The organism is candidate division KSB1 bacterium (assembly GCA_022562085.1).
Taxonomy (GTDB): Bacteria; Zhuqueibacterota; Zhuqueibacteria; order Oceanimicrobiales; family Oceanimicrobiaceae; genus Oceanimicrobium.
In genome coordinates this window covers 1-23,112 of record JADFPY010000003.1, presented here as the reverse complement: position 1 = coordinate 23,112, position 23,112 = coordinate 1, and the positions used below count along the sequence as shown (strand labels likewise).

Genomic DNA, 23,112 nt, shown 5'->3' with positions numbered 1-23,112 from the left:
ATTTCTATGGCAAAATGCAAGTGCTTTTTGGCGCATTCATGCAAACCATTTTTGATTTTTCCGGTCTAATGAAATTGAACGATGAGTCATGACGAAAAAGCTTTAATCAAGAAAGCCCAAAGAGGCAATATTTTGGCATTTGAATCACTTGTAAAAAATTATGACAGGCAGGTTTTGCAGCTTGCTTACAACATGGTAAATAACACTCAGGACGCTGAGGATATTTACCAGGAAGTGTTGGTGCGGGTTTATAAAAATCTACATCGGTTTAAATTCAAGAGCGAATTTTCTACCTGGCTTTACCGGGTCGTAGTGAATTATTGCATAAATTTTAATAAAAAGAGACGTCGTCTGAAAGCTTATTCTATTGACAGGGAATTTCAAAATGGAGATGAAAACTGGAAAAAGAGTGTCAAGTCTGAAGAGCAAAACCCGGAGGAGTCTTTTCTGAACCTGGAATTGTCCAGGGAAATCGAAGCAGCTTTGCAACAGTTATCACCTAAGCAAAAAACTGTTTTTATACTGCGCCACTACCATGGACATAAACTTAAAGAAATTGCTGAAATATTAAAATGCTCGGAAGGGACGGTTAAAAATTATCTTTTTCGGGCTACCCAAAAAATGCAGCGGCAGTTAAAGGAATATTCCAAAATTTAAAGGAAGTATAAGGAAGTATTATGAAACAAAACAACCACTTAGAGAAACAGATTCCTCTTTATCTTTACAGCGAATTAGGGAAGGCTGAGAAGGAAGAATTTGAGGCGCATCTCGACCATTGTGGACGGTGCCGTGAACAATTAGAAGCGACGCGGACTCTACACAATACCTTGGGTGAAAAAGCTAGTTTGGAACCCTCGAAATCTTTGATGTCAAAATTGCGAAGCGGTTTGCGGGAGCGGCTGCGCGATGAGCGCAAAGCAGAATTCAACGAGAGCTGGTGGGATAGATTTATTGAAAAAATTTCTGAACGAGGCGCAGGAATCCAACTGGCCGGTGCACTCGCTTTCTTAATTGTTGGTATTCTAATCGGCCGGGCTGCTTTTTTACCTGCTAATACTGAAACCCAATTTAAAGGAGAATTTGCGGCTGGGTTGCAGGAAGAGAATAGTTTGCCGTTTATGGCCAGTGTTGATTTAATTCAATATGATCCCAAGTCGGGAAATATTACCGTGCAATACAAAAGCATCAAGGATGTTTCGCTGCACGGGAATGTTGGAGACCCTGCAATTCGTAAACTGCTGGTGCATGCAATTCGGACGGAGGAGCACCCGGGTCGCCGATTGACTGCAGTGAGAGCCTCCGGCGCAAAATCTTTTTCAGATGAGGAGCTCGAAGACGCGCTCATTTACGCGATGCAAAATGATGAAATAGACGGGGTTCGTCTGAAAGCGGCTAACGTTTTAACGAATTTACCTATGAATGAAAAAATAAAAAGAGCCTTCATTCGCGCACTATTAAAAGACACAAATTCAGCCATTCGGATTGAAGCTTTAAATGCTTTGAGTGGAATCGAAGATGAGGCGGATGTTCGTCCCATTTTCAGGGGTGCTTCGCAGGATGATGACAATGAATTCGTTCGCTTGCAAGCATCGAAGGCGCTGGAAAGACTACAGAACCCTAACATTAAGAATACCGAAAATCGGTAAGGAGACAAACAATGAAAAAACGTTCAATGCAGTTGATTCTTTTACTATTTGCAATTTGTGTAACCAGTTCGGTTTTTGCGCAAGAGCTTACAAAGCGCGGCAGATATTATGTTGCGGAAATAACGAAAACCTTTAAAGTACAGGAAGGTGGACAATTAATTATTTCTGATGTACGCGGGGATGTTCGGATTACGACCTGGGACAAAAAAGAGGTTTTCGTGAAAGAGCTGAAGAGAATGGATGTTTATACTGAGAAGGAAGCCAGGACCGTTCTTGAAAAGTCCAAGTCAAACTATCGGCAACGCGGAAATACAATTGAGATTGGCGGTGAATATTACTCGAGGGATTGGATTAAGAGTGAGTTTGATGTGACCGTGCCAAAAGTTTTTATGGTTGACATCAAAATCCGGGGTGGTGATATCAGCGTCAGCCGATTAAATGGTGATGTGAAATTAAAAACTTCCGGTGGTGATATTGTTCTCGAGGAAATCGATGGCGAAGTAGATGCCCATACCTCCGGCGGCGATATTGAGGTGACAAATTCTACCAAGAGTGTTCGAATTAAAACTTCCGGCGGAGATATTGAGCTTGAGAATATCGGTGGACCGTTGGTTGCGAAAACTTCCGGTGGTGATATTGTGCTGAGAAATTCAAAAAACCGCATTGATTTGCACACTTCGGGCGGAAGCATCGAAATTAAAGATGTCGGGGGAGAAGTTAAAGCGCACACCTCCGGCGGTGACATTGAAGTGGTTAATACTCAAGGAGATGTTGAAGTCCACACCTCCGGCGGTGATATCGACTTGCGCAACATCGGCGGCAGGTTGGATGCCTCAACCTCGGGCGGAGATGTTAAAGGAGATATGATCAATGGCAGTGTTAAGACGTCAACATCCGGCGGCGACATTGATTTGAAAGATGTCAAAGGTGGCGTTGAGGGAAAAACAGCCGGCGGGGATATTTCAGTTGAAATTACCCTCGAAGATTTTAAAAAGAACCACCGTGTGGATTTGCGCACAGCAGGCGGTGAGTTGGTTATCTACATTCCGGAAAAGTTACCGGCGACCATTCGAGCCGAAATCGAAATTTCGGATCGCTGGGATGATTACAATATTTATTCTGATTTTCCACTGACGAGCACTGAGGACACCGGAGAAGAGAGAAGGTCAAGGCGGCGTCATCGACGCAGCAGATCAATTCGCAGCGAAGGGGACATCAACGGTGGCGGTGATCTCATTGAACTTTACACGGTAAATGGTGACATTCATATTAAAAAGCTGAGAAAGTAGTTGGAGGAATTCATGAAAAAATCAAATATTTTGATAAGCTTTTTTCTTGCTGGGCTGATTGTAAGCCAGGTAAGTGCAGGTGAATTTGAGCAGCGCATTGAGAAAAACTTCAAAGTTAAAAAAGGCGGCACACTTTATTTGGATTCAGACAAAGGGTCTGTCGAGGTTCGCAGCCATGCCGGAGAAGAAGTTGAAGTTCTGGTTTTTCTGGAAGCAGATGTGCGCAGTCAAGAGCAAGCTCAAGAGTGGTTTGACCGATTTGACATTCGTTTTGAGCACCGCGGCAAAGATGTCGAAATAATTGGCGAATGGCTTGATCGCCGGTCACACCGCAGGAATCGCTTGCACGTTCGTTATGAAATTCAAGTGCCTGAAGAGTACAATCTGGACGTTAGAACCGCAGGTGGCGGAATTAAAGTCACCGACTTAATCGGAGAGGTTGAGTTGAAAACCTCAGGCGGCGGTATCTCAATAGGCGAAATTGACGGTCGGGTACGTGCGGAAACTTCTGGCGGCGGTATTTCACTGAAACGCTCAACGGGAGAAGCATATATTCACACCTCTGGTGGTGGCATTAGACTAGGAGAAATCGGTGGTTCGCTGGATGCAAAAACCTCCGGAGGTTCTATCTCTGTCGACGGCGTGAACGGAGACTTAAAAGCACGCAGCTCCGGTGGCGGGTTACGATTGAGAAACATAAACGGCAACCTCACCGCCAAGACCTCGGGCGGCTCGATTCTGGCAGAATTGCTCAAGCAGATCGATAAACCGATGGATTTGCACACTTCCGGCGGCGGGATTACACTCGAAGTCCCTCCTGACTTCCGAGCAGATATCGATGCCTCAACTTCCGGCGGGCGCGTTTACTCGGATCTACCCTTGACGGTCAGAGGCACTTTCGGCAAAAGTTCTTTGCGCGGTGAAATAAACGGCGGCGGTAAGTTGGTGACCTTGAGGTCTTCCGGTGGGAATATCGAAATTCGGGAGCGGTGATGATTTTTATTTCTTTTTTGAAAAAAAGTAAAGGCCGGGAATATAACCCCAGGCCTTTATCTTGACTCTATTGCTCTATTCATCCAAAACTCCAACGACTTTTAGCATATGCAACACTTTAGCATTGTTACTTACCCCCCACCTTAACCACAACCATAGTAATATCATCGTGCTGCTTGGCTTTACCCGCAAATTTTTTGACTTCCCGTGTTATCTTGTTGAGGAGGTCGTCTGCAGAACATTGACCGTTTTGACTGATAATTTGTTGAAGCCTCTCTTCACCAAACTCATCGCCATTGTTGTTCATGGCCTCTGAAACACCATCGGTAAAGAATACGAAAATGTCATCTTTTTCCATGGGGATGGTGGCTTCTTCAATTGTTTGTGAGAATAACTGACCTTTTTCCAGACCGATTGCCAATCCGTTTGGTTTCAGAAACTCCGGTTTTTTGGCCATCTTTTTGCGAACGATCACCGGATTGTGTCCGGCCCGTGCGAAAACAAGTTGATTGTTTTCTTTATCAAAAAGACCATAAATGACACTGATAAAAACATCCTTCGGGGCGTTTTCATAAAAAATCTCATTCATCCTGGTGAGAATTTCCTTTGGATTGCTGGTTGATTTTGACAGTGTTTTTATGATCCCTTTTGCCATGGTCATGTAGAAAGCGGCGGAAACCCCTTTGCCGGAAACATCTCCTATGACAATTCCCAAAGAGTCGTTACCATTAGGCATAAAATCATAATAATCGCCCCCTACTTCCATCGCTGGCTTACAGACACAAGCGATATCCAAATGCGGAAACTCCGGGATCGACTGAGGCAAAAACTGTAGCTGCACGGTGCGGGCAATTTCTAACTCTTTTAAGAATCTTTCTCTTTCTGCAATTCGACCCACGTATTCCGGCACATAGTGCGCAAAATCTTTTGCGGTTACTTTACTATGGATAATGTAGGCACCCGAAGCAAACAAAACCAGAATAAACGTTCCGGAGAAAATCATTGGGACACTATAAAATCCATGGGGTAAATTGCCGATTAAGGAAAGCTCTAAGAAAAAATTAACTGTGAACAGGGAAAGAAATATAGAAATAAAATTACTTTTAAAAGCGTAGTAGGCCCAAAGAAATGCAACCGGTAGCAACAAAAAAAATGCCATATACGTCGGACGGATTTGATATAGATGTAGCCCGGCAAGGTTAATAAAAATCGTAAATAGAATGATCAAAATTTTATTCGACCGGACTTTTGACTTTAAATAGGCAAACCAGAAAGAAAGTAAAACCAGTCCGATAAAGAGCGAACTTATTATTGTAAAAAAAATATTTTTTAGAAGCGCTAAATTTCCCTTGAAAATCCAAAAATGATCATCTGCATCAAAGTCGATGAATCCGATGTTGAACTGACTGCTTAGCCAGAAAAGGATGCCAAAGGTTAGAAGGGTTAGACCGGAAATAAACAGCGAGTCAAGAATAGCTGCACCCATTTCCTTAACACGCAGGAATCCTCTAACGATGATGTCGGACAATACTTCTTTTTCTCTCCAAACGTCTCTATTGAGTGAATCCGTGACTGAATAAACTACAATGAGGCCGAGTCCGGTAAACAGACCGATCAGCCCACCTCCCAAAAGCATCCCTTCCCATTCCGGGAAAAACTTAATGGCCATGGCAAGCCACATGATGCTGAAGCCGGTGACGCCCAACCAAAATGCCCGTTTAAATTCGAGTTCATCGTGTCTTAAACGTTTAATAAATATGCCGATCAGGAAAAGCCCAATGATGAACCAGATTGCTATTACGATGATCGTGGAAACGGTCTCTGAGGTTCTATGGATTTTCGGGAAGATTGCTTTGTCGGAATCGACGATCACCCGGGCACGATAATTTGTGATGCGTCTTCCGGCAATATTCACTTGGTAATTTTCTCTTAAATCCGGAGATATTGAGGAAGGTTTACTGAAGGAAAAATCATAGAGTAATACCCGATCATCTTTGCTGCTCGCACTGTTTCTAACCGTAATTGCTGAGGTGTCAATATTTATGGTGTGCAGAAAACGTCTGGCAGCCTCCTCTGCCGCTTCAGAATCTTTGAAATTAGGGGGTCTTCGCAGGTGTGGCGCACTCTCCAGACGTTCGATGAGATTGCCATCAAAATCGTATTTCACTTGGAAACGAACCTCTACTTCACCCTCTTTCTTGGTGTGTGTTTTTCCTGTCCATGCTACGTCCCATGAGCCAATTGGGTAAAAGCCTTGCGGTCGTTCGTTGTTTAAGTGAAGTTGGGCGTATTTAGACAAATTACTATCCAAATCCAGATCGATGCTTCTTTTTAGATCGTAATCAGCAAGTTCGGAATTTTGAAAAGCTTCTTCGGCTTTTTTGAGAATCTCGTTTTTAGAAATGTTTTGCCGTAAGAGATTTGAAGTTTTGGAATTGGCCTGCATTACGAAAAATATTGCCATACAAAGGCAGCCCAACAATCCCAAAAGAATCTTTACGACTTTGTTGTTTGTGAACATTTATAGCAGATCGCTTTTGTTTTTAAAAAAATGGCGGGTTGTTTATTGATTTTATTGAACGTAAATTGGGAGTGGTTGTTCCTAAGTCAACGAGCCAATTTTTCAACACATGTCAAATCAATTTAAATAACTTGAAAACAATTGTCTATTTAATTTTTCATGTTTGTCCTTGACAACAAAACAAATTTTTCTTAAAATTATTATATACATCTTCCATACTATAAATTTTGTTTCATGTTATATCAAAACAAATCGGACAAGCAGTTTTTAAAAACGGAACCGGATGAGATGAGTGCAAATGACTTTGTTCACGAATTCAATAATCTTTTGACTGCAATTATCAGCAACCTTTCTATTGCCAGAATGGACTCCTCACCGGAAAGTGATTTAGATAATACTTTGTTAGAGGCAGAAAGTGCTGCTCATGAAGCAATAGAGTTGACCAAACAATTCTTTTTATCAAATTATACAGCCGTTGCGGGAAAACCTCGCAAAGAAGTTCAATTTGACGAGCAGAATTCATTTTCCGGTGATAGAAGAGTGCTTGTTGTTGATGATGACAAGCGGGCCGGAGTTGCTATGTGCAAAATGCTTGAGCATCTTAGCTTCAAGGTTGAATATGTTGGGGAAGGTTCTGCGGCAATCGAACGTTATAAACAAGCTAAACACCCTTTTGATTTAGTTATTTTGGATTTAGTGATTCCAGGTAAAGAGGCTACCGACACTCTGAAAGAACTTCGTCAATATGACCCGAATGTTAAGGCCGTTGTTTGTAGTGGTTATTTAAATGATCCAATTATGGAAAATTTTCAAGACTATGGTTTTGAGGCGGCGATTACAAAACCTTATAAAATCACTGAACTGAACAAAGTCCTGAATCGAGTGCTTTTAGATTCTTCTCAATAGAAAATGGATCAAGAACCGAATTATGATTTATGCTCTCGTCGAAAATGTTCGAAGTCTTTATAATGTTGGCGCTATCTTCAGGACGGCAGATGGCGCCGGAGTAACGAAGCTATTTTTGACCGGAATATCCGGCCAGCCTCCGCACAGGGAAATTCGCAAAGTGGCCTTAGGAGCTGAAGAAAGTGTGCCGTGGGAGTATTTTCCTGAAAGCGTCACTTTGGTTGAGAAACTGAAGCGTGAAAACATTCAAATTGTTGTCTTGGAAGCGACTGACAAAAGCATTCCTTACGATCGGGCCGATTTTCGTTTTCCAGTGTGCCTGGTAGTTGGACATGAATACAACGGCGTCAGCGAGGAGATTGTAAAAAGAGCGGATTTTCTGATAAATATCCCGATGAGAGGCAAGAAAATTTCTTTGAATGTCGCAGTTGCTTTTGGAATCGCCGTTTACGGAATTGCTAAATCAAAAAACGACTTAGACCCATAATATGAACACATTTTCGACCTTTCTACTGATCTTGTTTGTTTTGCTGCTTGGCATATCCGGATATTTTTACCTGGATAAAGTTTCACCCCTTCAGTCACAGTTAAAGGAGATTCGTCAGGAAAACGAAGAACTTGGCTTTCGGGTTGAGCAGCTCGAACAACAAAATGCGGTTCTTACCAAACAGGTTGAACAAAAAGTGCAAGAATTGTCTGACGCCAAAAACGAAGAAATAAACCAATTGAAATCTACTTATGAAGATTTGATTGGCGAACTAAAAGAACAAGTCGAGGCCGGAGAAATCACCATAACTCAGTTGGCGGACCAATTAAAAGTGAGAATCGTTGATCGGATTATTTTTCCCTCTGGAGAAGCTGAGCTATCTGAGAAGGGAATGAAAGTTCTTGGACAGGTTGGGGGAATCTTGAAGCAGACCAAAGACAAGCGCATCAAGGTTGAAGGACACACGGACAACGTGCCGATTCATCTCAATCTGAAAAGCCAATTCGACAGCAATTGGGAGCTATCGGTTGCCAGAGCGACGAATGTGGTGCGCTTCCTTACCGAAGAAGTTGGCCTAAATGCCGAAAGCCTGGAAGCATCAGGTTTTGGCGAACACCGGCCAATCGCCACGAACAAAACGCGCCGGGGGCGTGCAAAAAATCGCAGAATTGAAATTCGTCTTCTGCCGCAGAATGAGGATATTTTGAGAATAGCTGAAAAGAGGTCAAAATAGGTAGTGGAAAATCAACTCAAAGTTGTTCAATACGGACTTGGCCCGATAGGAATCGAGGCCGCAAAATTAGTTCTTCAAAAAAAACGTCTCAAACTCGTGGGCGGAATCGATGTCGATCCGGACAAAATCGGAGTTAATCTGGGCGATGTTCTTGGTCTTGATTCTAAGTTAAAGATTTCGGTATCGAACGACCCACAAAAAGTCTTGAATGAGACCCAACCGGATATTGTCCTGCACTCAACCGGCTCTTTTTTAGCCAAAGTAGAGGAGCAGTTAAGAATATGTCTCCAGGCTGGCGCTTCAGTCGTTTCATCGTGTGAGGAGTTGTTTTACCCCTATCGCCGGGATTCAAAGTTCTGCGCACGAATTGATAAAGTGGCGGAGGAAAACAAAACAACTGTAGTCGGCACCGGTGTGAACCCCGGATTTTCAATGGATGTGCTTGTTCTGGCGATGAGCGGCGTTTGTACTAAAATTGAAAAAATCGTCGCAACCCGTGTCGTTGACGCATCCAAAAGGCGCCTGCCGTTACAGAAGAAAGTAGGCGCTGGCCTGACCCCGGATGAATTCAGAAATCTGGTTAGGCAAGGAAAGCTCGGGCATATTGGACTTGTTGAGTCTTTATACGCCGTCGCTGATAAAATCGGGTTTCAATTCGACGAACTCAAAGAAACAATCGATCCTCAAATTTCCACTAAAACCATTGAAACGGATTATTTAACTGTGCAGCAGGGTGAGGTGGCAGGGATTTTACACGTGGCAAAAGCTTTGAAAAATGGTGTAGAATTGATAAAACTTGAGTTGCAAATATTCATCGGCGCCGAAAAGGAAAGAGACAGCGTGACGATAGAAGGCGAGCCGCCAATTCACCTGAATGTCGAGGGCGGGATTTTTGGAGACAAGGCTACAATTGCTCGAATGATCAACGCGATTCCGGTTGTTTCTAATGCGTCGCCGGGCTTAACAACAGTTGTTGATTTGCCGTTAGCAACCTATTTTAAATAAGTAAAAAAACAAAATGCGGAGTAATTTATGGGAGCCAAACTCCTAACCATTTCGATTGCATCATTAATTCTGATTTTGTTCATCGATTTTTTTACGGTTTGGTATGCAAAATTTTTAAAACGCTGGATGCCCAATAAAAAGATAAGAATACTTTTCGGTCAACTTGTTTGGGCAGTTCTGGCAGTCACCTTTTGGTACACGCTCTATTTTAATCATTTACCTGAACAGTTCAGTTCTGATTATTTTTTCTTTGTTCTTTTTATTTACAGTGTTCGTGGGCTCATTAGCTCTTTTCTTAAAAAGGGCGATAACATTCAGACTACAGCCTCCAACTAAAAGCATTAAAGGATGAAGGTCTGAAACTTATACCACTCGATTATGTATGAATAATTAGATTCCCAGGATTTTATTTAACCCATCAATGGAATACTTCTTTCAGCTTTTTGTAATCTTCTTTTTTGTTTTTCTTAACGCCTTCTTTGTTGCAGCGGAATTTGCAATTGTCAAAGTCCGCCCATCACAAATCGAGCAAAAGGCTGCTGAGGGCATTTTTGCCGCCGGCATCGCCAAAAAAATCCTTGATGAATTAGATGCATATCTTTCTGCCTGTCAAGTGGGAATTACCCTGGCAAGTTTAGCACTGGGTTGGCTGGGAGAACCCTACTTGGCGAGTTGGTTCGAGCCGCTTTTTGCCCAATTGGGAATAAAAACCCAAGCAATAATTCACGGCCTTGCTTTTGGGGTCGCTTTCACAATCATTACTTACCTGCATATTGTACTTGGCGAAATGGCTCCGAAGTCTTTATCCATTCGGCTGGCGGAAAAGACTGCCTTGTGGGTTGCTTTACCCCTTTATGCATTTTATAAAACTTTTAAACCGTTTATTGTTGCCTTAAATCATTCTGCTTTATTTCTGATCAAACTTGTTGGTGTCAACCCCGAAAGCGAAAGCGAAATGGCGCACTCGGAAGATGAGCTCAAACTCATTTTTGCACATTCGGCACAAAGCGGGCACCTCACCCGCCGCGAGGTCGAGATGATGGAAAACGTCCTTTCCTTGCACGAAAAAATCGGCAAGCAAATTATGATTCCCAGGACATCTGTTGTTTATCTTTCAACCACAAACACGTTTTCGGAAAATCTGAAAATAACACAAGAAAGTCAGCACACCCGTTATCCGCTTTGTAAAAGTGATTTGGATCAAGTTTTGGGAATGGTCCATATCAAAGATGTCATGGCTGCAACTGCAAGGGGTGAGAAGAGGCTTCGCATGAATAAGTTAAAGCGCGATATCCTTTTTTATCCGGAGACCATCACACTCGATGCTCTGTTTCGGGAGTTCCAACGGACAAAACTTCACATGGCTGTCTTGATTGATGAGTACGGCGGCACGATCGGTGTTGCGACTTTGGAAGATGTTCTCGAAGAACTGGTTGGTGAAATTTATGATGAATTTGACGAACCGATCGCTTTCATTCGGCAGGTTGGAGGGCGGGAATATTTACTGGATGGACTTTGCCCGGTGAAATTATGCGAGGAAAGATTGAAGATAAAGCTTCCCGAGTTTGATGTTGAAACTGTGGGTGGTGTGGTATTCAGCATGGCCGGCAATATTCCTGAACCGGGCAGCAAGTTGGATTTCGAAAATGGTAAAATTATCATCGAAGGTCTTGATCGGCAAAGAATTGCTAAAGTAAGAGTCATCGTAGAAGATAAAAGTCAAAAGATTGCCGTGGAAAAGAAAAGCTGACTTTTTGTAAAACCCATAAAAAAAGCCTGACGACATCGCCATCAGGCTTAAACCCCAATTCATAATATTTAAAACTCTATTCGTAATAAAGATATTTGCGCCAGTACTGATTATTGCGTGCTTTTGAGCGCACGAGATGCAGATAAAAATAGCTGCCAAGCGGCTTTGGCTTATTCAATATGACCATGTCTGCTTCTCTTGGCGTGAGATCGCTCTTTTTTGAGTTACACTTGCGACAGCAAGTAACCAGGTTCTCCCAGACGTTTTTACCCCCACGCGACTGCGGCAGGATATGATCGAGCGTCAACTCATGCGGCGTATGAACGTCACCGCAATATTGACATGTATATCCATCGCGCAAATAAATATGCTTTTTAGAGTAGGCTTTTTTTCGGTAAGGAATTTGAACATAATGCAACAGGCGAATCACTGCCGGGACCGGAAAAACTGTTGAAGGTGACCGCATCACACGAGGTGTGTTTTGCTCGCTTCGAGCTAAGCCCTTGACGATGAGAATTATTGCCCGCTTGATCCCACATATGTGAATTGGCTCATAACTGGCATTTAATACTAAAACCTGGGTGTACATAATTTTTATGCCATTGTTTTTTTGAGTGTGTTTAACCACGTTCCGATTGAATGAGTTCCAATCTAAATAAAGTGCATATATAAAAAACTGCACTACCATATATAGAACTAAACTTGTTTTTTTGTTTATTATTTACTAACATTCCTCACTTTGACAAGGCAGGAGTGTAAAAATCAGTGAGTGTAGCGAACGTATTTTTACATGAGTTTAGCTTTAGTTTCTGCAAAAATACGCTTCGCTGATTTTTGCACTCCTATTTTTAGCCGATTAATCTTGTAAATGAAATTTCTGCATTAAATGAATTTTTTCATCCTAAATGGAATAATTACAATGTCAACTGAAGTGAGAAATGTTAGTAATTAATTAAATTGATTTTCAAGAACTTAAGAAACGGACTAAGGATTTTGCTCATAGATGTGTTAAGCTTGCGTTGGCATTGCCAACTATAAAGTTAGGTAGAAATATCCAAGGACAATTAATAAGATGCGCTACTTCAGTTGCTGCGAATTTATAGAGCAACTTGTGTAGCTCAAACAAAAAATGTTTTTGTAACAAAAATTAGTATCGTAATAGAGGAGGCAGATGAATCCACTTTCTGGTTTGAATTTATAGTTGATGAGAATTTGCTAAAAGAAGGAATTAGTGCTACCGCTATTAAACGAAGCCAAAGAATTAACATCGATATTTTATTTCATCCAGAAAGACCGCTCAAAAGAATATAAAATTAGCTTAGTTAGATTAATCAATAAACAATATTCAATAATCAATTATATGCAAATTTTCGACTACAATCCGACAACCAGAGTAATCTTTGGCGAGAATGCCATTGACCAACTCGGCGCATCGACAAAAGAACTTGGGGTCCAAAAAGCTTTACTCGTGAGTGATCCCGGACTGGCGAAGGCAGGGCATGTTGAGCGCGCGGTTCAGAGCCTCAGTCGGTCATCTTTCGAGTCGGTTGTCTTTCAGGGCGTCGAAGAAAATCCAACGACAAAACATGTAGAAAGCGGGGTCCAGTTTGCTAAGAAACATGAACCAATTGACGTCATCATCGCACTTGGCGGCGGCAGCGCCATGGACACTGCAAAAGGAATCAATTTCTTGCTGACCAATGGCGGCAGAATGGAAGACTACTGGGGGACTGGTAAGGCAACAAAACCCATGCTGCCTGTAATTGGTATTCCGACCACCGCCGGTACAGGAAGCGAAGCTCAATCATATGCCCTGATCGCGAACGAGGAAACGCATCAAAAAATGGCTTGCGGCGATATTAAGGCGCGCTTCAAGACTGTGATACTGGATCCGACTTTATTGCAGACAGTCCCCCGAAAAGTTGCTGCGGTTACAGGAATTGATGCGATTTCCCATGCGATTGAAAGTTTTGTCTCAATGAAACGGAATGCAATTTCTCAAATGTTTTCCAGGGAAGCCTGGAAGTTGCTCTCTGAAAATTATCAAGCCTTCATCTCAGATCGCCAAAACTTAGAGGCGGCCGGAAACATGCTTCTCGGCGCTCATTTCGCCGGAAATGCGATTGAAAACTCGATGCTCGGCGCGGCTCATGCCTGTGCCAATCCTTTGACCGCGCATTTCGACATAGCACACGGCATTGCAGTCGGTTTGATGCTGCCGCATGTGATCAAGTTTAACGCAGAAACAGTAAACGGCTTTTATGACGAATTAGCCGAAACCACCGGGCTGAAATCCGGGGCGGAAAGCCTGGCGGCGCGGATTACAGAACTATTTGAAATGAATCATCTGCCGGTGCGGCTTCGGGATTGTCACATCAGTGAAACCGAAATACCCGAATTAGCTCAGGAAGCGGCGCAACAGTGGACGGGAAAGTTCAATCCCCGGCCGGTTGGGGAGAAAGAGCTACTGGAACTTTATGAGAAGGCTTTTTGATAACGATAAAAGGAGTTGTTTAAATGTTTAGGCCTACAGAAGTCTTTAGGTACTATTTATTATTTTTGCTTTGCATTCCCAACACGATTGTTATCGGTGGCAATGATGACGCCTCAGATAAATCAAAATCCAGCAATTGGCTCATGTTTCGAGGCAACCCCCAACTAACCGGCGTGAAAGAAGGAGAACTACCTGAAAACCCTGAGCCACTCTGGACTTTCGAAGCAAGCGATGCAGTTGAATCTACAGCAGCGATTTATAACGGAACCGTTTATTTCGGAACGCTCGACGGCAATTTCTACGCGATTGACTTTGCCACTGGAAAGTTGAAATGGAAACTCGAAGGCACAGACCCGATAAAATCATCCCCATCTATTTATAACGACACAGTTTACTTTGGTGATGAGCTTGGCAAATTTTACGCTCTGAATGCAAAAACCGGTGAAAACATCTGGACATTTGAAGCCGAGGGCGAAATTAATTCCTCGGCAAATTTTTATAAAGACAAAGTGCTTTTTGGCGCCTATGATAATTTTCTTTACTGCCTTTCGGCAAAAGACGGCGGCTTGGTTTGGAAATTTGAGACGGAAGGTTATGTACACGGTACCCCGGCGATTTTGGACGACCATGCTTTTGTTACCGGCTGCGATTATTATTTTCGGGTCATTGATATTCCTTCGGGAAAAGAAGTGCAAAAAATCGACCTGGGAGCCTATGTGGCTGCAAGTCCTGCAGTTCACAACGATCGGGCATATTTCGGCTCTTTTGGAAATCAGGTTTATTGCATTGATTTAAAAAAGTCTAATATTGCCTGGCAATATGAGCACCCCAAAAGGAAATTTCCTTACTACTCATCAGCAGCAGTAACTGAGAAAGTGGTCATTGTTGGTGGACGGGACAAGATGGTTCATGCCTTAAATCCGAAAACCGGCGAATCGCTTTGGACTTATCAGGCGAAAGCTAAAATAGAATCCTCGCCTGTCATTATAGGAAATAAAGCAATTATTGCCTCGACTCGAGGCATCATTTTTATTTTTGATATTCACTCAGGCAAACTGCTTTGGGAATTCGATACAGCCTCAGCAATTGCGTCGTCAGCGAGCTTTGCTGACGGCAAGTTTATTATCGGCAACGATGATGGCATCGTTTTTTGTTTTGGAAAAAAATAAATGAGAGGTAAATTCCAATTTATCAAATACCAAATTTCACATAGGGATTGGAATTTGATTTTTGGGATTTTTATATTTTATGACTTCAAATCCACAAACTTCACAACCTGAACCAGCAACTTCACGGCTCGATCTTAAAGAAACCGAGGCCGGCAGCGTTTTCGTTTCCAATTATCCGCCTTATTCATTTTGGAGCGAGGATAAACTTCCAGAAGCTTTCGAGGCCTTGAACTCGCCGCCTCTTGAAAATACGCTTGGACTTTATTTGCACATTCCGTTTTGCAGGAAGCGCTGCAAGTTCTGCTATTTCCGGATTTATACGGATAAAAATGCTTCGCAAATTGAAGAGTATTTAGCTGCCCTCGCCAAAGAGGTAGAAATCTACAGTCAATTTACTTCTGTTGCAGATCGCCCGCTGAAATTCGTTTACTTCGGTGGCGGCACGCCTTCCTATATTAGTGTCAAGCATTTGCAAAACCTTGCTGAAAAGCTCAAATCCAGTATTTCGTGGGACGGCGCGGAAGAAGTCACTTTCGAATGTGAGCCGGGTACTTTGTCCCAATCCAAACTCGAGGCTATCCGGGAAATTGGTGTGACCCGTCTGAGTCTCGGTATTGAAAACTTCGACGATTTCATTTTAAAAGAGAACGGTCGTGCCCATCTTTCCAAAGAAATTTTTGAAGTCATGCCCTGGATAAACCAGCTTGATTTCGATCAGCTCAATATCGACTTGATCGCCGGCATGGTCGGCGAGACCTGGGAGAGCTGGAAAGACAACGTGCAAAAGACCATCGATCTGAATCCCGACAGCGTCACGATTTACCAGATGGAGCTGCCGTTTAATACCGTCTACACAAAGGAGTTGGGGGAAGGAAAAATTCATGTTGCCGACTGGCCAACAAAACGGGATTGGAACCAGTTTGCTTTTGAAGAGCTTGCCAAAGTTGGCTACGAAATTTCAAGCGCTTACACAATGGTTAAAAAAGACAAACCCTGCAAGTTCGTCTATCGTGATTCCGTTTGGCAGGGCACGGACATGCTCGGCACCGGTGTGGCTTCGTTCGGACACATGAGCCATGTCCACATTCAGAATACCGCTTCCTGGGACAAGTATGTTGCTCAGCTTAAATCAGGTGAATTGCCGCTCAGCCGTGCTTTTGTATCAAATGATGAAGAAAGACTAACTCGCGAAATGATCTTACAATTGAAACTCGGCAAAATCAGCACTGAATATTTTCAGGAAAAATTTGGTTCTGACATCCAAAGCAAATTTTCCAAGTCTTACCAAAAACTAGAACAAGAAGGCATGGTAACGTTGAACGGTCGGGAAATAAAACTGACTCCAAAAGGCTTGCTTCAGGTTGACTCTTTGCTCCCCGAGTTTTACGAGGAGAAATATCAAAATTCACGTTATACTTAAAACCAACTTAAACCCTACTTTAGGAATGCGTTTTTTCCAATTAAAACTTCAAAGAAATAATTTTTTTAGTCACTAAAAAGAGGTAAAAAATGAAGGTGGTAAGAATTACATTACTCGTCGTTATTGCAAGTTTACTGGCAGCAGGTTTAATTTACAGCTCTGATTCGGGTAAAAACGATTGGCCTCGCTGGCGCGGCAAAAACATGGATGGCAAAGCGCTGCAAACCGACGTCTTTAAAGAAGGTCATGGTTTGAAAATCGGTTGGAAGAAAACCTTGGGTTCCGGTTACTCCAGCATCTCGATAGCCGATGGTCGGGCTGTGACCATGTACTCCGACAGCACTTTCGAATACCTCGTGGCTCTCGATGTAGACAGCGGTAACGAACTCTGGAAAGTCGAGTTGGATTCAACCTACAAAGGCCACGATGGTTCCCATGACGGTCAACTTTCGACTCCAACAATCGATGGAGATAAAGTCTTCATTTATGAACGTACGGGTAAGCTGTTGGCATTCGATGCCAAAACGGGTAAAGAACTCTGGTCGCGTGATGTTAAAAGCGAAATCTCGCCGCAAGAACCGTTTCACGGATTTGGTACTTCACCCATTGTTTTTGGTGATGTGCTGATGTGCCAAGCAGGCGGTACGGACGGTCATACCGTGTGCGGGTTCGACAAGAACGACGGTAAGTTGCTCTGGTCAACCGGTTCGGATACCATCAATTACCAGTCTCCAATTACTGCAAATTTTTTCGGCGAAGATCAACTCGTTGCCGTGGCAGACCATCACATTTATGGCATTAATCCCATGTCGGGAGAGATGCTGTGGCAATATCGTCATAATGGCCGTTACGACGGCATCAATCCGCTTGTTATTGGCAGCGACAAAATTTTCATCAATCAGGGACGCAGAGAGTCGGCGATGCTGCAGCTCAGCAAGACGGATGGAAAATATTCTGTTTCAGAGTTGTGGAAAAACAGAAATATTCGCCAGACCTATAGTTCAACCGTGCATCATGAAGGATATCTCTACGGCTATAGTGGTTCCTTTATCACTTGCGTGGATGTTGAGACCGGTAACACAGTTTGGAAATCGCGCCCACCCGGCGATGGATTCCTCATTCTGGTAGATGGTCATCTGGTTGTTTTGACCAAGCGCGGCACCATGCACGTGGCCAAAGCCTCACCGGAGGATTACATTGAAATGGCCAGCACCGAGGTCTTCACTGGTTTGACCTGGACGCCGCCGAGTTTTGCCAACGGCAGTATCTATGCCCGGAATCTCTACGAGATCGCGCGCGTCGATATTGCCGAGGTCGCTGAGATGGATTTGACTATTGATAAACCTAAATTTGAATATGTCAACCCTACAGGCGATTTTGCGAGTTTTGTGAAAAAGGTCGAAACTGCTTCTGATGCTGAGAAACAGGGCATCATCGATAAGTTCATGGAATCACATAAGACCTCTCCGATCATCGAGGGGGATAAATACGCTCATATCATTTTTCAAGGCGAAGTAAAAGACGTCGCGGTCATTGGAGACATGTTGGACGTCGGACAGGAGCAAGCAATGCGCCGTATCGCGGACACGAACTTTTTCTTTGCCTCGTTTGAATTGGAGCCGGACACGCAGATCACCTATCAGATCCGCCGGGATTTTGACACTGTGATTCCAGATGCGATGAATCAAAACGGCACGGCTCCCGGCGGTCCCGCCACACTGCAAGGTGACGCCTCCATACTTAGAATGCCGAAAGCAAAGGTAGTTAACCACTTCGTAGCACGCGAAAATGTGGCCAAGGGAACCATTGAAACCGATTCACTCGAGAGTACAATTTTGGAAAATACGCGCAATGTTCATGTTTATCTCCCAGCTGGATATGCGGACAGCGGCATGAAATATCCGGTGTTGTTTGTTAATTATGGTCGCGGAGCCAAAGATTTTCAGGCCATCCCGGTCACTTTAGATAATCTGATTGCTGATAAAAAGATCCAGCCGGCCATTGCGGTCTTCGTTGAAGCTCCTAACTCATTTCGCGAATATGCACGAAACCAGAAGGATCAGCACGCGCGTATGTATGCCGAAGAGCTGGCTCCGATGATTGATAGCAAGTATCGCACTATTGCGAAGTCGGATTCCAGGGTAATAGTGGGTGGGGATGAAGGTGGTTATGCTGCGTACTACACAGCGTTTAACTATCCGGAAGTATTTGCCAATGCTGCCAGCCAGTCCGGCCATTTGATGCCCAACGCCGGAGGCACCGAATTGAGAGAGCTCATCGTGAAGAAAAAAGACGTCTCAATTAAGCTTTATCAAGACTGGGGCAAGTATGATCTCAACTACAACGCCAACTTACGCTGGACGGATTTGAACAGAGATTTCAACAAGTTTTTGAAGCAGCAAGGGTACGAAGTTGCTGGCGGAGAGTGGAACCAGGGTTTTGGCTGGGCAAGCTGGCGCAACCGTACAGACAAAATTCTCGAGACGTTTTTTCCAATCAAAACATCAAAGAAGTAACTTTATTAATCATTAAAAAAAAAGAGGTAAAAAATGAAGATCGTAAGAATCATACTACTCGTCGCTATTGCAAGTTTACTCACCGCAGGGTTCACTCACAGCTCCGATTCGGGTGACAACGACTGGCCGAGCTGGCGCGGCAAGGACACTGATGGCAAGGCATCCCAAAAAGGCGTGTTCAAATTTGATCAAGGATACGGCTTGAAAATTGGCTGGAAGAAGCCGCTGGGCTCGAGTTATTCCAGCGTTTCCATTGCAGACGGCCGTGCGGTCACTATGTATTCCGACAGCACGTTTGATTATGTGATTGCTTTGGATACGAATTCTGGCGACGAGCTCTGGCGGTTTAAGATCGACTCGACCTTTAAATTTCGCGGCGGTTCTCATAATGGTCAAATCTCGACACCAACTATCGCCGGTGACAAGGTTTTTGCCTATACTCGCCGCGGCAGGCTCTTGGCTTTGAGCGCCCAAGATGGCAGCCTAATCTGGTCGCATGATGTCACCAAAGAAATAGAATCTAAGGAGCCGGTGCAGGGCTTTGGATCATCGCCGCTTGTTGTTGGCGATATTCTGTTTTGCCAGGTTGGCGGTACGGCAGACCGAACGGTTTGCGGGTTCAACAAAGATACCGGCGAAGTTCAATGGTCGGCGATTTCCGATACTGTAAATTACCAGTCTCCGATTTTTACGAATTTGCTGGGTGAGGATCAAATCATCGGTGTTGGCGATCATCAAATTTTTGGCGTTAATCCGAAGTCCGGTAACGTTCTTTGGAGACACCGCTTCAACAACGGCTCGGGCAGCAGTAATCCGGTTGTTGTCGAGAATGATAAGATTTTCTTGAACCATGTCTTCGGGCCCGGGGAATCTTTTATGCTGCAGGTCAAAAAGGAGAATGGCAAATATTCAGTTGAAGAACTCTGGAAGAGCCGCGATATTAAACAAACGTTTAATGCATCTGTTTATCATAACGGATATTTGTATAGTTACAGCGGCCGTTTTATTACCTGTGTGGACGCAAATACCGGGGAGAAGGTTTGGAAATCCCGTCCTCCGGGCGATGGCTTTTTAATTATGGTCGACGATCACCTGGTGATTGTCACCAAACAGGGTACGCTGCATGTTGCAAAAGCATCTCCTGAAGATTACATCGAGCTGGCAAGCATTAAGGTGTTTGATGGCTTAACCTGGACCGCTCCCAGCTTTGCCAACGGCAGTATTTACCTGCGCAACCTCTATGAAATTGCCCGGGTTGATATCGCCAAAGTAGATCAATTGACCCTCGATCAACCTGAAGTTGAGTTGCTCAACCCTGATGGCGACTTTGCAAAATTCTTAAATAAGGTTGACTCGGCTTCTGAAAACGACAAGAAAATGCTCGTTGATAAGTTTATGAAATCGCAGAAGAGTTTTCCTGTTATTGAGGATAACCGCTTTGTCCATCTTGTTCATCATGAAATAGGAACCAAAGACGTCGCGGTTACCGGGGACATGTTCAATTTTCGGCAGGATGTCGCTATGAATCGTGTCGAAGGGACAGACTTCTTCTTCTTGTCTTTCGAACTGGAACCGGATGCGAGAGTCTCTTATCAGTTGAAACATTTTGAGAATGTAATAACCGATCCTTTGAACCCGCACAAAGTTAGAGACGGCGGTCCTAATATGCAAGGAGAAGCCTCAGATCTGAGAATGCCAAAATGGAAACCCGCAACTCATTTTCAAGAGCCTAAAGCAGGCGTCGCTCGCGGTACCATTGAAACATTTGAGTTCGAAAGCGAGATTTCAAAAAGCAAACGGAATGTTCATGTTTACTTGCCGGCAGGTTATGCAGACAGCAAGGATCGCTATCCCGTTCTTTACGTCAACAACGGCAAGGGTGCGAAAGACCAAATGCTCATGCCGAATTCGCTTGATAACCTTATCGCTGCAAAAGAAATGACGCCAGTCATTGCTGTCTTTGTAGAGCAATCATCAAACCGGCGACAGGCATCCAGGGAATATTCAAGAAATGGACGGGATAAATTCGCTCAAATGTTTGCAGAAGAGCTCGTGCCGCACATTGACCAAAAATACAGAACGAAAGCCGACGCCGATTCTCGAGTTGTGACTGGCGGCGATGAAGGCGGTTTTGCTGCTTTTTATACTGCTTTCAAATATCCTGATGTTTTCCATAATGTTGGCGGGCAGTCGACACATTTGCATAAACCAGCGGGCGGTGATGCCCTGACAAAAATTGTTAGTGAGTCTAAAAAGCTACCCATCAACATCTACATGGACTGGGGCAAGTATGATCTCACCTATCAAAACGGCTTAAGCTGGATACAGCTTAATGAAGACTTCATGAAATCACTGCAAGAAAAAGGATATTCTGTTGAAGGTGGGCAAGTAAACGATGGTTTTGGTTGGGCGAGCTGGCGCAACCGCACGGATAAGATTTTGGAGACGTTTTTTCCGTTGAAGAAGAAAACAATGAAGTAAAGTGTTCAGCCACGGATTTACACTGATTAAACATTGATTTCTTTTATTAAAAAATAGTACTCTTTCAATTTTCAAATAATTTGTGAAAATCCGTGGCCTTTAAAAAGTGTATAAAATGAAAACAAGGAGCCATTATGAAGAACCAATTCAAATACTTCGCCTATTTGTTTTTGGGTTGCTTGACCGTTGCTGCTTTTGCATCCGGCCCGGGTAAAAAAACCAAAAATGACTGGCCGCAGTGGCGCGGCCCAAACCGCGACGGGATTTCAAAAGAAACGGGTATTTTGAAAACCTGGCCGGAAGGCGGCCCGAAAGTCTTATGGTCAGCTCCTTCGGGAGATGGCTATTCCGGAATGTCAGTAACGAACGGAAAGCTCTATACAATGTATGGCCAGGGTTCGGACGAAATCGCAATTTGCCTGGATGCCGCAAGCGGTGAAGAGCTTTGGCGTTTCAGGATGGGTTCAAAATTCACGAATAGTTTTGGCCACGGACCCCGCGCTACCCCCACAGTCGATGGCAATCTGGTTTTCGTTTTGAGCGGCAAAGGAAAGCTGTTTGCTTTGAATGCCACCAAAGGCACAGAAGTCTGGGGACATGATTTACACAATGAATATGGCGGCAAAATCCCAACCTGGGGAGTTTCTACATCGCCGTTGGTGGAAGGCAATATGCTTATAGTAGATGTCGGCGGCAAGGACGGCCATGGACTGGTTGCATTTAACAAGAAAGACGGCAAGGTGATCTGGAAATCCGACTCCGGAATCCCGGGTTACTCAGCCCCAATTGCGGTTACTGTAAATGGCACACGACAGATTCTTTCTTTTGCCGGTAAGGCGCTGGTCTCCGTTTCCCCTAAAGATGGTAAGCAATATTGGCATTATTCATGGGTAACGAGTTATGATGTAAACGCGGCCACACCGGTTTTTATCAAGCCGGATAAAGTGTTCATTTCCTCCGGCAACAACAAGGGTGCAGCGGTTTTAAAAATGAAAGCTGCTAATGGTACGGTTGAAGTTGAGGCACTTTGGAAGAGCCGCATCATGCGTAATTTTTTTTCCAGCTCTATATTGGTTGGCGACCATTTGTATGGGTTCGATGAAGGAACCCTGCGCTGTGTTAATGTGAACACCCAGGAATCAAAATGGGCGAAACGGGGATTCAGCAAAGGGTCGCTCATGTATGCAGACGGGCACCTGATTGTGCTGAGCGAAAAAGGTTTGCTGGTTTTAGTTGAGGCCACTCCCGAGGCATTCGTCCAAAAAGCCAGCGCGCAAGTGCTAAAGGGCAGATGCTGGACAGTACCGACTTTAGTTAACGGAATGCTTTACGTGCGCAACCAAAAAGAAATGCTTTGCCTTGATTTATCCCAGGGAAAGCAGTCTTAATGTACTTTTATAATATTATTCCTGAACTTTGCACTTTAAATGTTTAACTGACGCGAAGCGAATGACAATACTCGTCATTAAGTCACTAGGTCAGTTGTCCCGAAGCGTCGGGACGTCATTTTAGATAGGAGAAATTCACTTCTTTCAATGACAGCGAAGCATGAATGACTAAAAAGAGGACGAATTTTTAGGAGGATGGAGTCGAAGTAGGTATCTTAAATCGGAGGTATTAGATGAGGTTGATGAAATCTGTTTGTTTAATATTGGGGATTCTGTTAATTTTTTCTACTTCATTATCTGCACAAGAAGAGGAG

18 protein-coding genes and 1 pseudogene are annotated in these 23,112 nt (G+C 43.8%); 17 read left to right on the top strand and 2 right to left on the bottom strand.

What is annotated here, in order from left to right; genetic code table 11:
- Window positions 1-81: 81 nt before the first annotated feature.
- From IH879_00540 to IH879_00525, 4 genes are read left to right on the top strand one after another with little or no spacing between them, the layout of a single operon-like run.
- Window positions 82-657, top strand: a complete 576-nt coding sequence (locus IH879_00540) for an RNA polymerase sigma factor (GenBank protein MCH7673420.1) — start codon at window positions 82-84, stop codon at window positions 655-657.
- Between the two features lie 20 nt (window positions 658-677).
- On the top strand, window positions 678-1,646 hold the full coding sequence (locus tag IH879_00535; GenBank protein MCH7673419.1) for a HEAT repeat domain-containing protein: 969 nt from the start codon (window positions 678-680) through the stop codon (window positions 1,644-1,646).
- 11 nt (window positions 1,647-1,657) lie between these two features.
- Entirely contained in the window at window positions 1,658-2,935 is a 1,278-nt protein-coding gene (locus tag IH879_00530) for a DUF4097 family beta strand repeat protein (protein MCH7673418.1), read from the top strand.
- Between the two features lie 12 nt (window positions 2,936-2,947).
- Window positions 2,948-3,928 carry a DUF4097 family beta strand repeat protein gene (locus tag IH879_00525; protein MCH7673417.1) on the top strand — a complete coding sequence of 327 codons (981 nt, stop codon included), beginning with the start codon at window positions 2,948-2,950 and terminating at the stop codon, window positions 3,926-3,928.
- A 127-nt stretch (window positions 3,929-4,055) separates the two neighbouring features.
- Here IH879_00525 and IH879_00520 read toward each other — a convergent pair whose 3' ends face one another.
- Window positions 4,056-6,392, bottom strand: a complete 2,337-nt coding sequence (locus IH879_00520) for a PP2C family protein-serine/threonine phosphatase (protein MCH7673416.1) — start codon at window positions 6,390-6,392, stop codon at window positions 4,056-4,058.
- A gap of 345 nt (window positions 6,393-6,737) precedes the next feature.
- On the opposite strand from IH879_00520, the gene IH879_00515 reads away from it, so the two are divergent.
- The 6 genes from IH879_00515 to IH879_00490 all read left to right on the top strand — a co-directional run bounded on the left by IH879_00515 (window position 6,738) and on the right by IH879_00490 (window position 11,330).
- Window positions 6,738-7,355 carry a response regulator gene (locus IH879_00515; GenBank protein ID MCH7673415.1) on the top strand — a complete coding sequence of 206 codons (618 nt, stop codon included), beginning with the start codon at window positions 6,738-6,740 and terminating at the stop codon, window positions 7,353-7,355.
- Window positions 7,356-7,377: 22 nt separating this feature from the next.
- Window positions 7,378-7,842 (top strand): RNA methyltransferase, encoded by a 465-nt coding sequence (locus IH879_00510; GenBank protein ID MCH7673414.1) that lies wholly within the window; start codon window positions 7,378-7,380, stop codon window positions 7,840-7,842.
- A gap of 1 nt (window position 7,843) precedes the next feature.
- Complete coding sequence (locus tag IH879_00505; protein ID MCH7673413.1) at window positions 7,844-8,575, top strand: flagellar motor protein MotB; 732 nt, start codon at window positions 7,844-7,846, stop codon at window positions 8,573-8,575.
- 3 nt (window positions 8,576-8,578) lie between these two features.
- Window positions 8,579-9,580, top strand: a complete 1,002-nt coding sequence (locus tag IH879_00500; GenBank protein MCH7673412.1) for a dihydrodipicolinate reductase — start codon at window positions 8,579-8,581, stop codon at window positions 9,578-9,580.
- Window positions 9,581-9,607: 27 nt separating this feature from the next.
- Window positions 9,608-9,916 (top strand): hypothetical protein, encoded by a 309-nt coding sequence (locus IH879_00495; protein MCH7673411.1) that lies wholly within the window; start codon window positions 9,608-9,610, stop codon window positions 9,914-9,916.
- Window positions 9,917-10,001: 85 nt separating this feature from the next.
- Window positions 10,002-11,330, top strand: coding sequence for an HlyC/CorC family transporter (locus tag IH879_00490; GenBank protein MCH7673410.1), 1,329 nt, complete (start codon window positions 10,002-10,004; stop codon window positions 11,328-11,330).
- Window positions 11,331-11,406: 76 nt separating this feature from the next.
- Here IH879_00490 and IH879_00485 read toward each other — a convergent pair whose 3' ends face one another.
- Window positions 11,407-11,919: an HNH endonuclease gene (locus tag IH879_00485; protein MCH7673409.1), complete on the bottom strand. Its 513-nt coding sequence runs from the start codon at window positions 11,917-11,919 to the stop codon at window positions 11,407-11,409.
- A gap of 367 nt (window positions 11,920-12,286) precedes the next feature.
- On the opposite strand from IH879_00485, the pseudogene IH879_00480 reads away from it, so the two are divergent.
- The 7 genes and pseudogenes from IH879_00480 (at window position 12,287) to IH879_00450 (ending at window position 22,798) form a co-directional block, all read left to right on the top strand.
- Window positions 12,287-12,641: pseudogene (locus IH879_00480) on the top strand (four helix bundle protein).
- A gap of 49 nt (window positions 12,642-12,690) precedes the next feature.
- Window positions 12,691-13,824, top strand: a complete 1,134-nt coding sequence (locus IH879_00475; GenBank protein MCH7673408.1) for an iron-containing alcohol dehydrogenase — start codon at window positions 12,691-12,693, stop codon at window positions 13,822-13,824.
- Between the two features lie 23 nt (window positions 13,825-13,847).
- Entirely contained in the window at window positions 13,848-14,993 is a 1,146-nt protein-coding gene (locus IH879_00470) for a PQQ-binding-like beta-propeller repeat protein (protein MCH7673407.1), read from the top strand.
- A gap of 79 nt (window positions 14,994-15,072) precedes the next feature.
- A complete protein-coding gene (locus IH879_00465; GenBank protein MCH7673406.1) occupies window positions 15,073-16,413 on the top strand; it encodes a coproporphyrinogen III oxidase family protein in 1,341 nt (446 codons plus the stop codon).
- A gap of 89 nt (window positions 16,414-16,502) precedes the next feature.
- On the top strand, window positions 16,503-18,929 hold the full coding sequence (locus tag IH879_00460) for a PQQ-binding-like beta-propeller repeat protein (protein MCH7673405.1): 2,427 nt from the start codon (window positions 16,503-16,505) through the stop codon (window positions 18,927-18,929).
- Window positions 18,930-18,962: 33 nt separating this feature from the next.
- Window positions 18,963-21,410 (top strand): PQQ-binding-like beta-propeller repeat protein, encoded by a 2,448-nt coding sequence (locus IH879_00455; GenBank protein ID MCH7673404.1) that lies wholly within the window; start codon window positions 18,963-18,965, stop codon window positions 21,408-21,410.
- A gap of 134 nt (window positions 21,411-21,544) precedes the next feature.
- A complete protein-coding gene (locus IH879_00450; GenBank protein MCH7673403.1) occupies window positions 21,545-22,798 on the top strand; it encodes a PQQ-like beta-propeller repeat protein in 1,254 nt (417 codons plus the stop codon).
- Window positions 22,799-23,112: the final 314 nt, after the last annotated feature.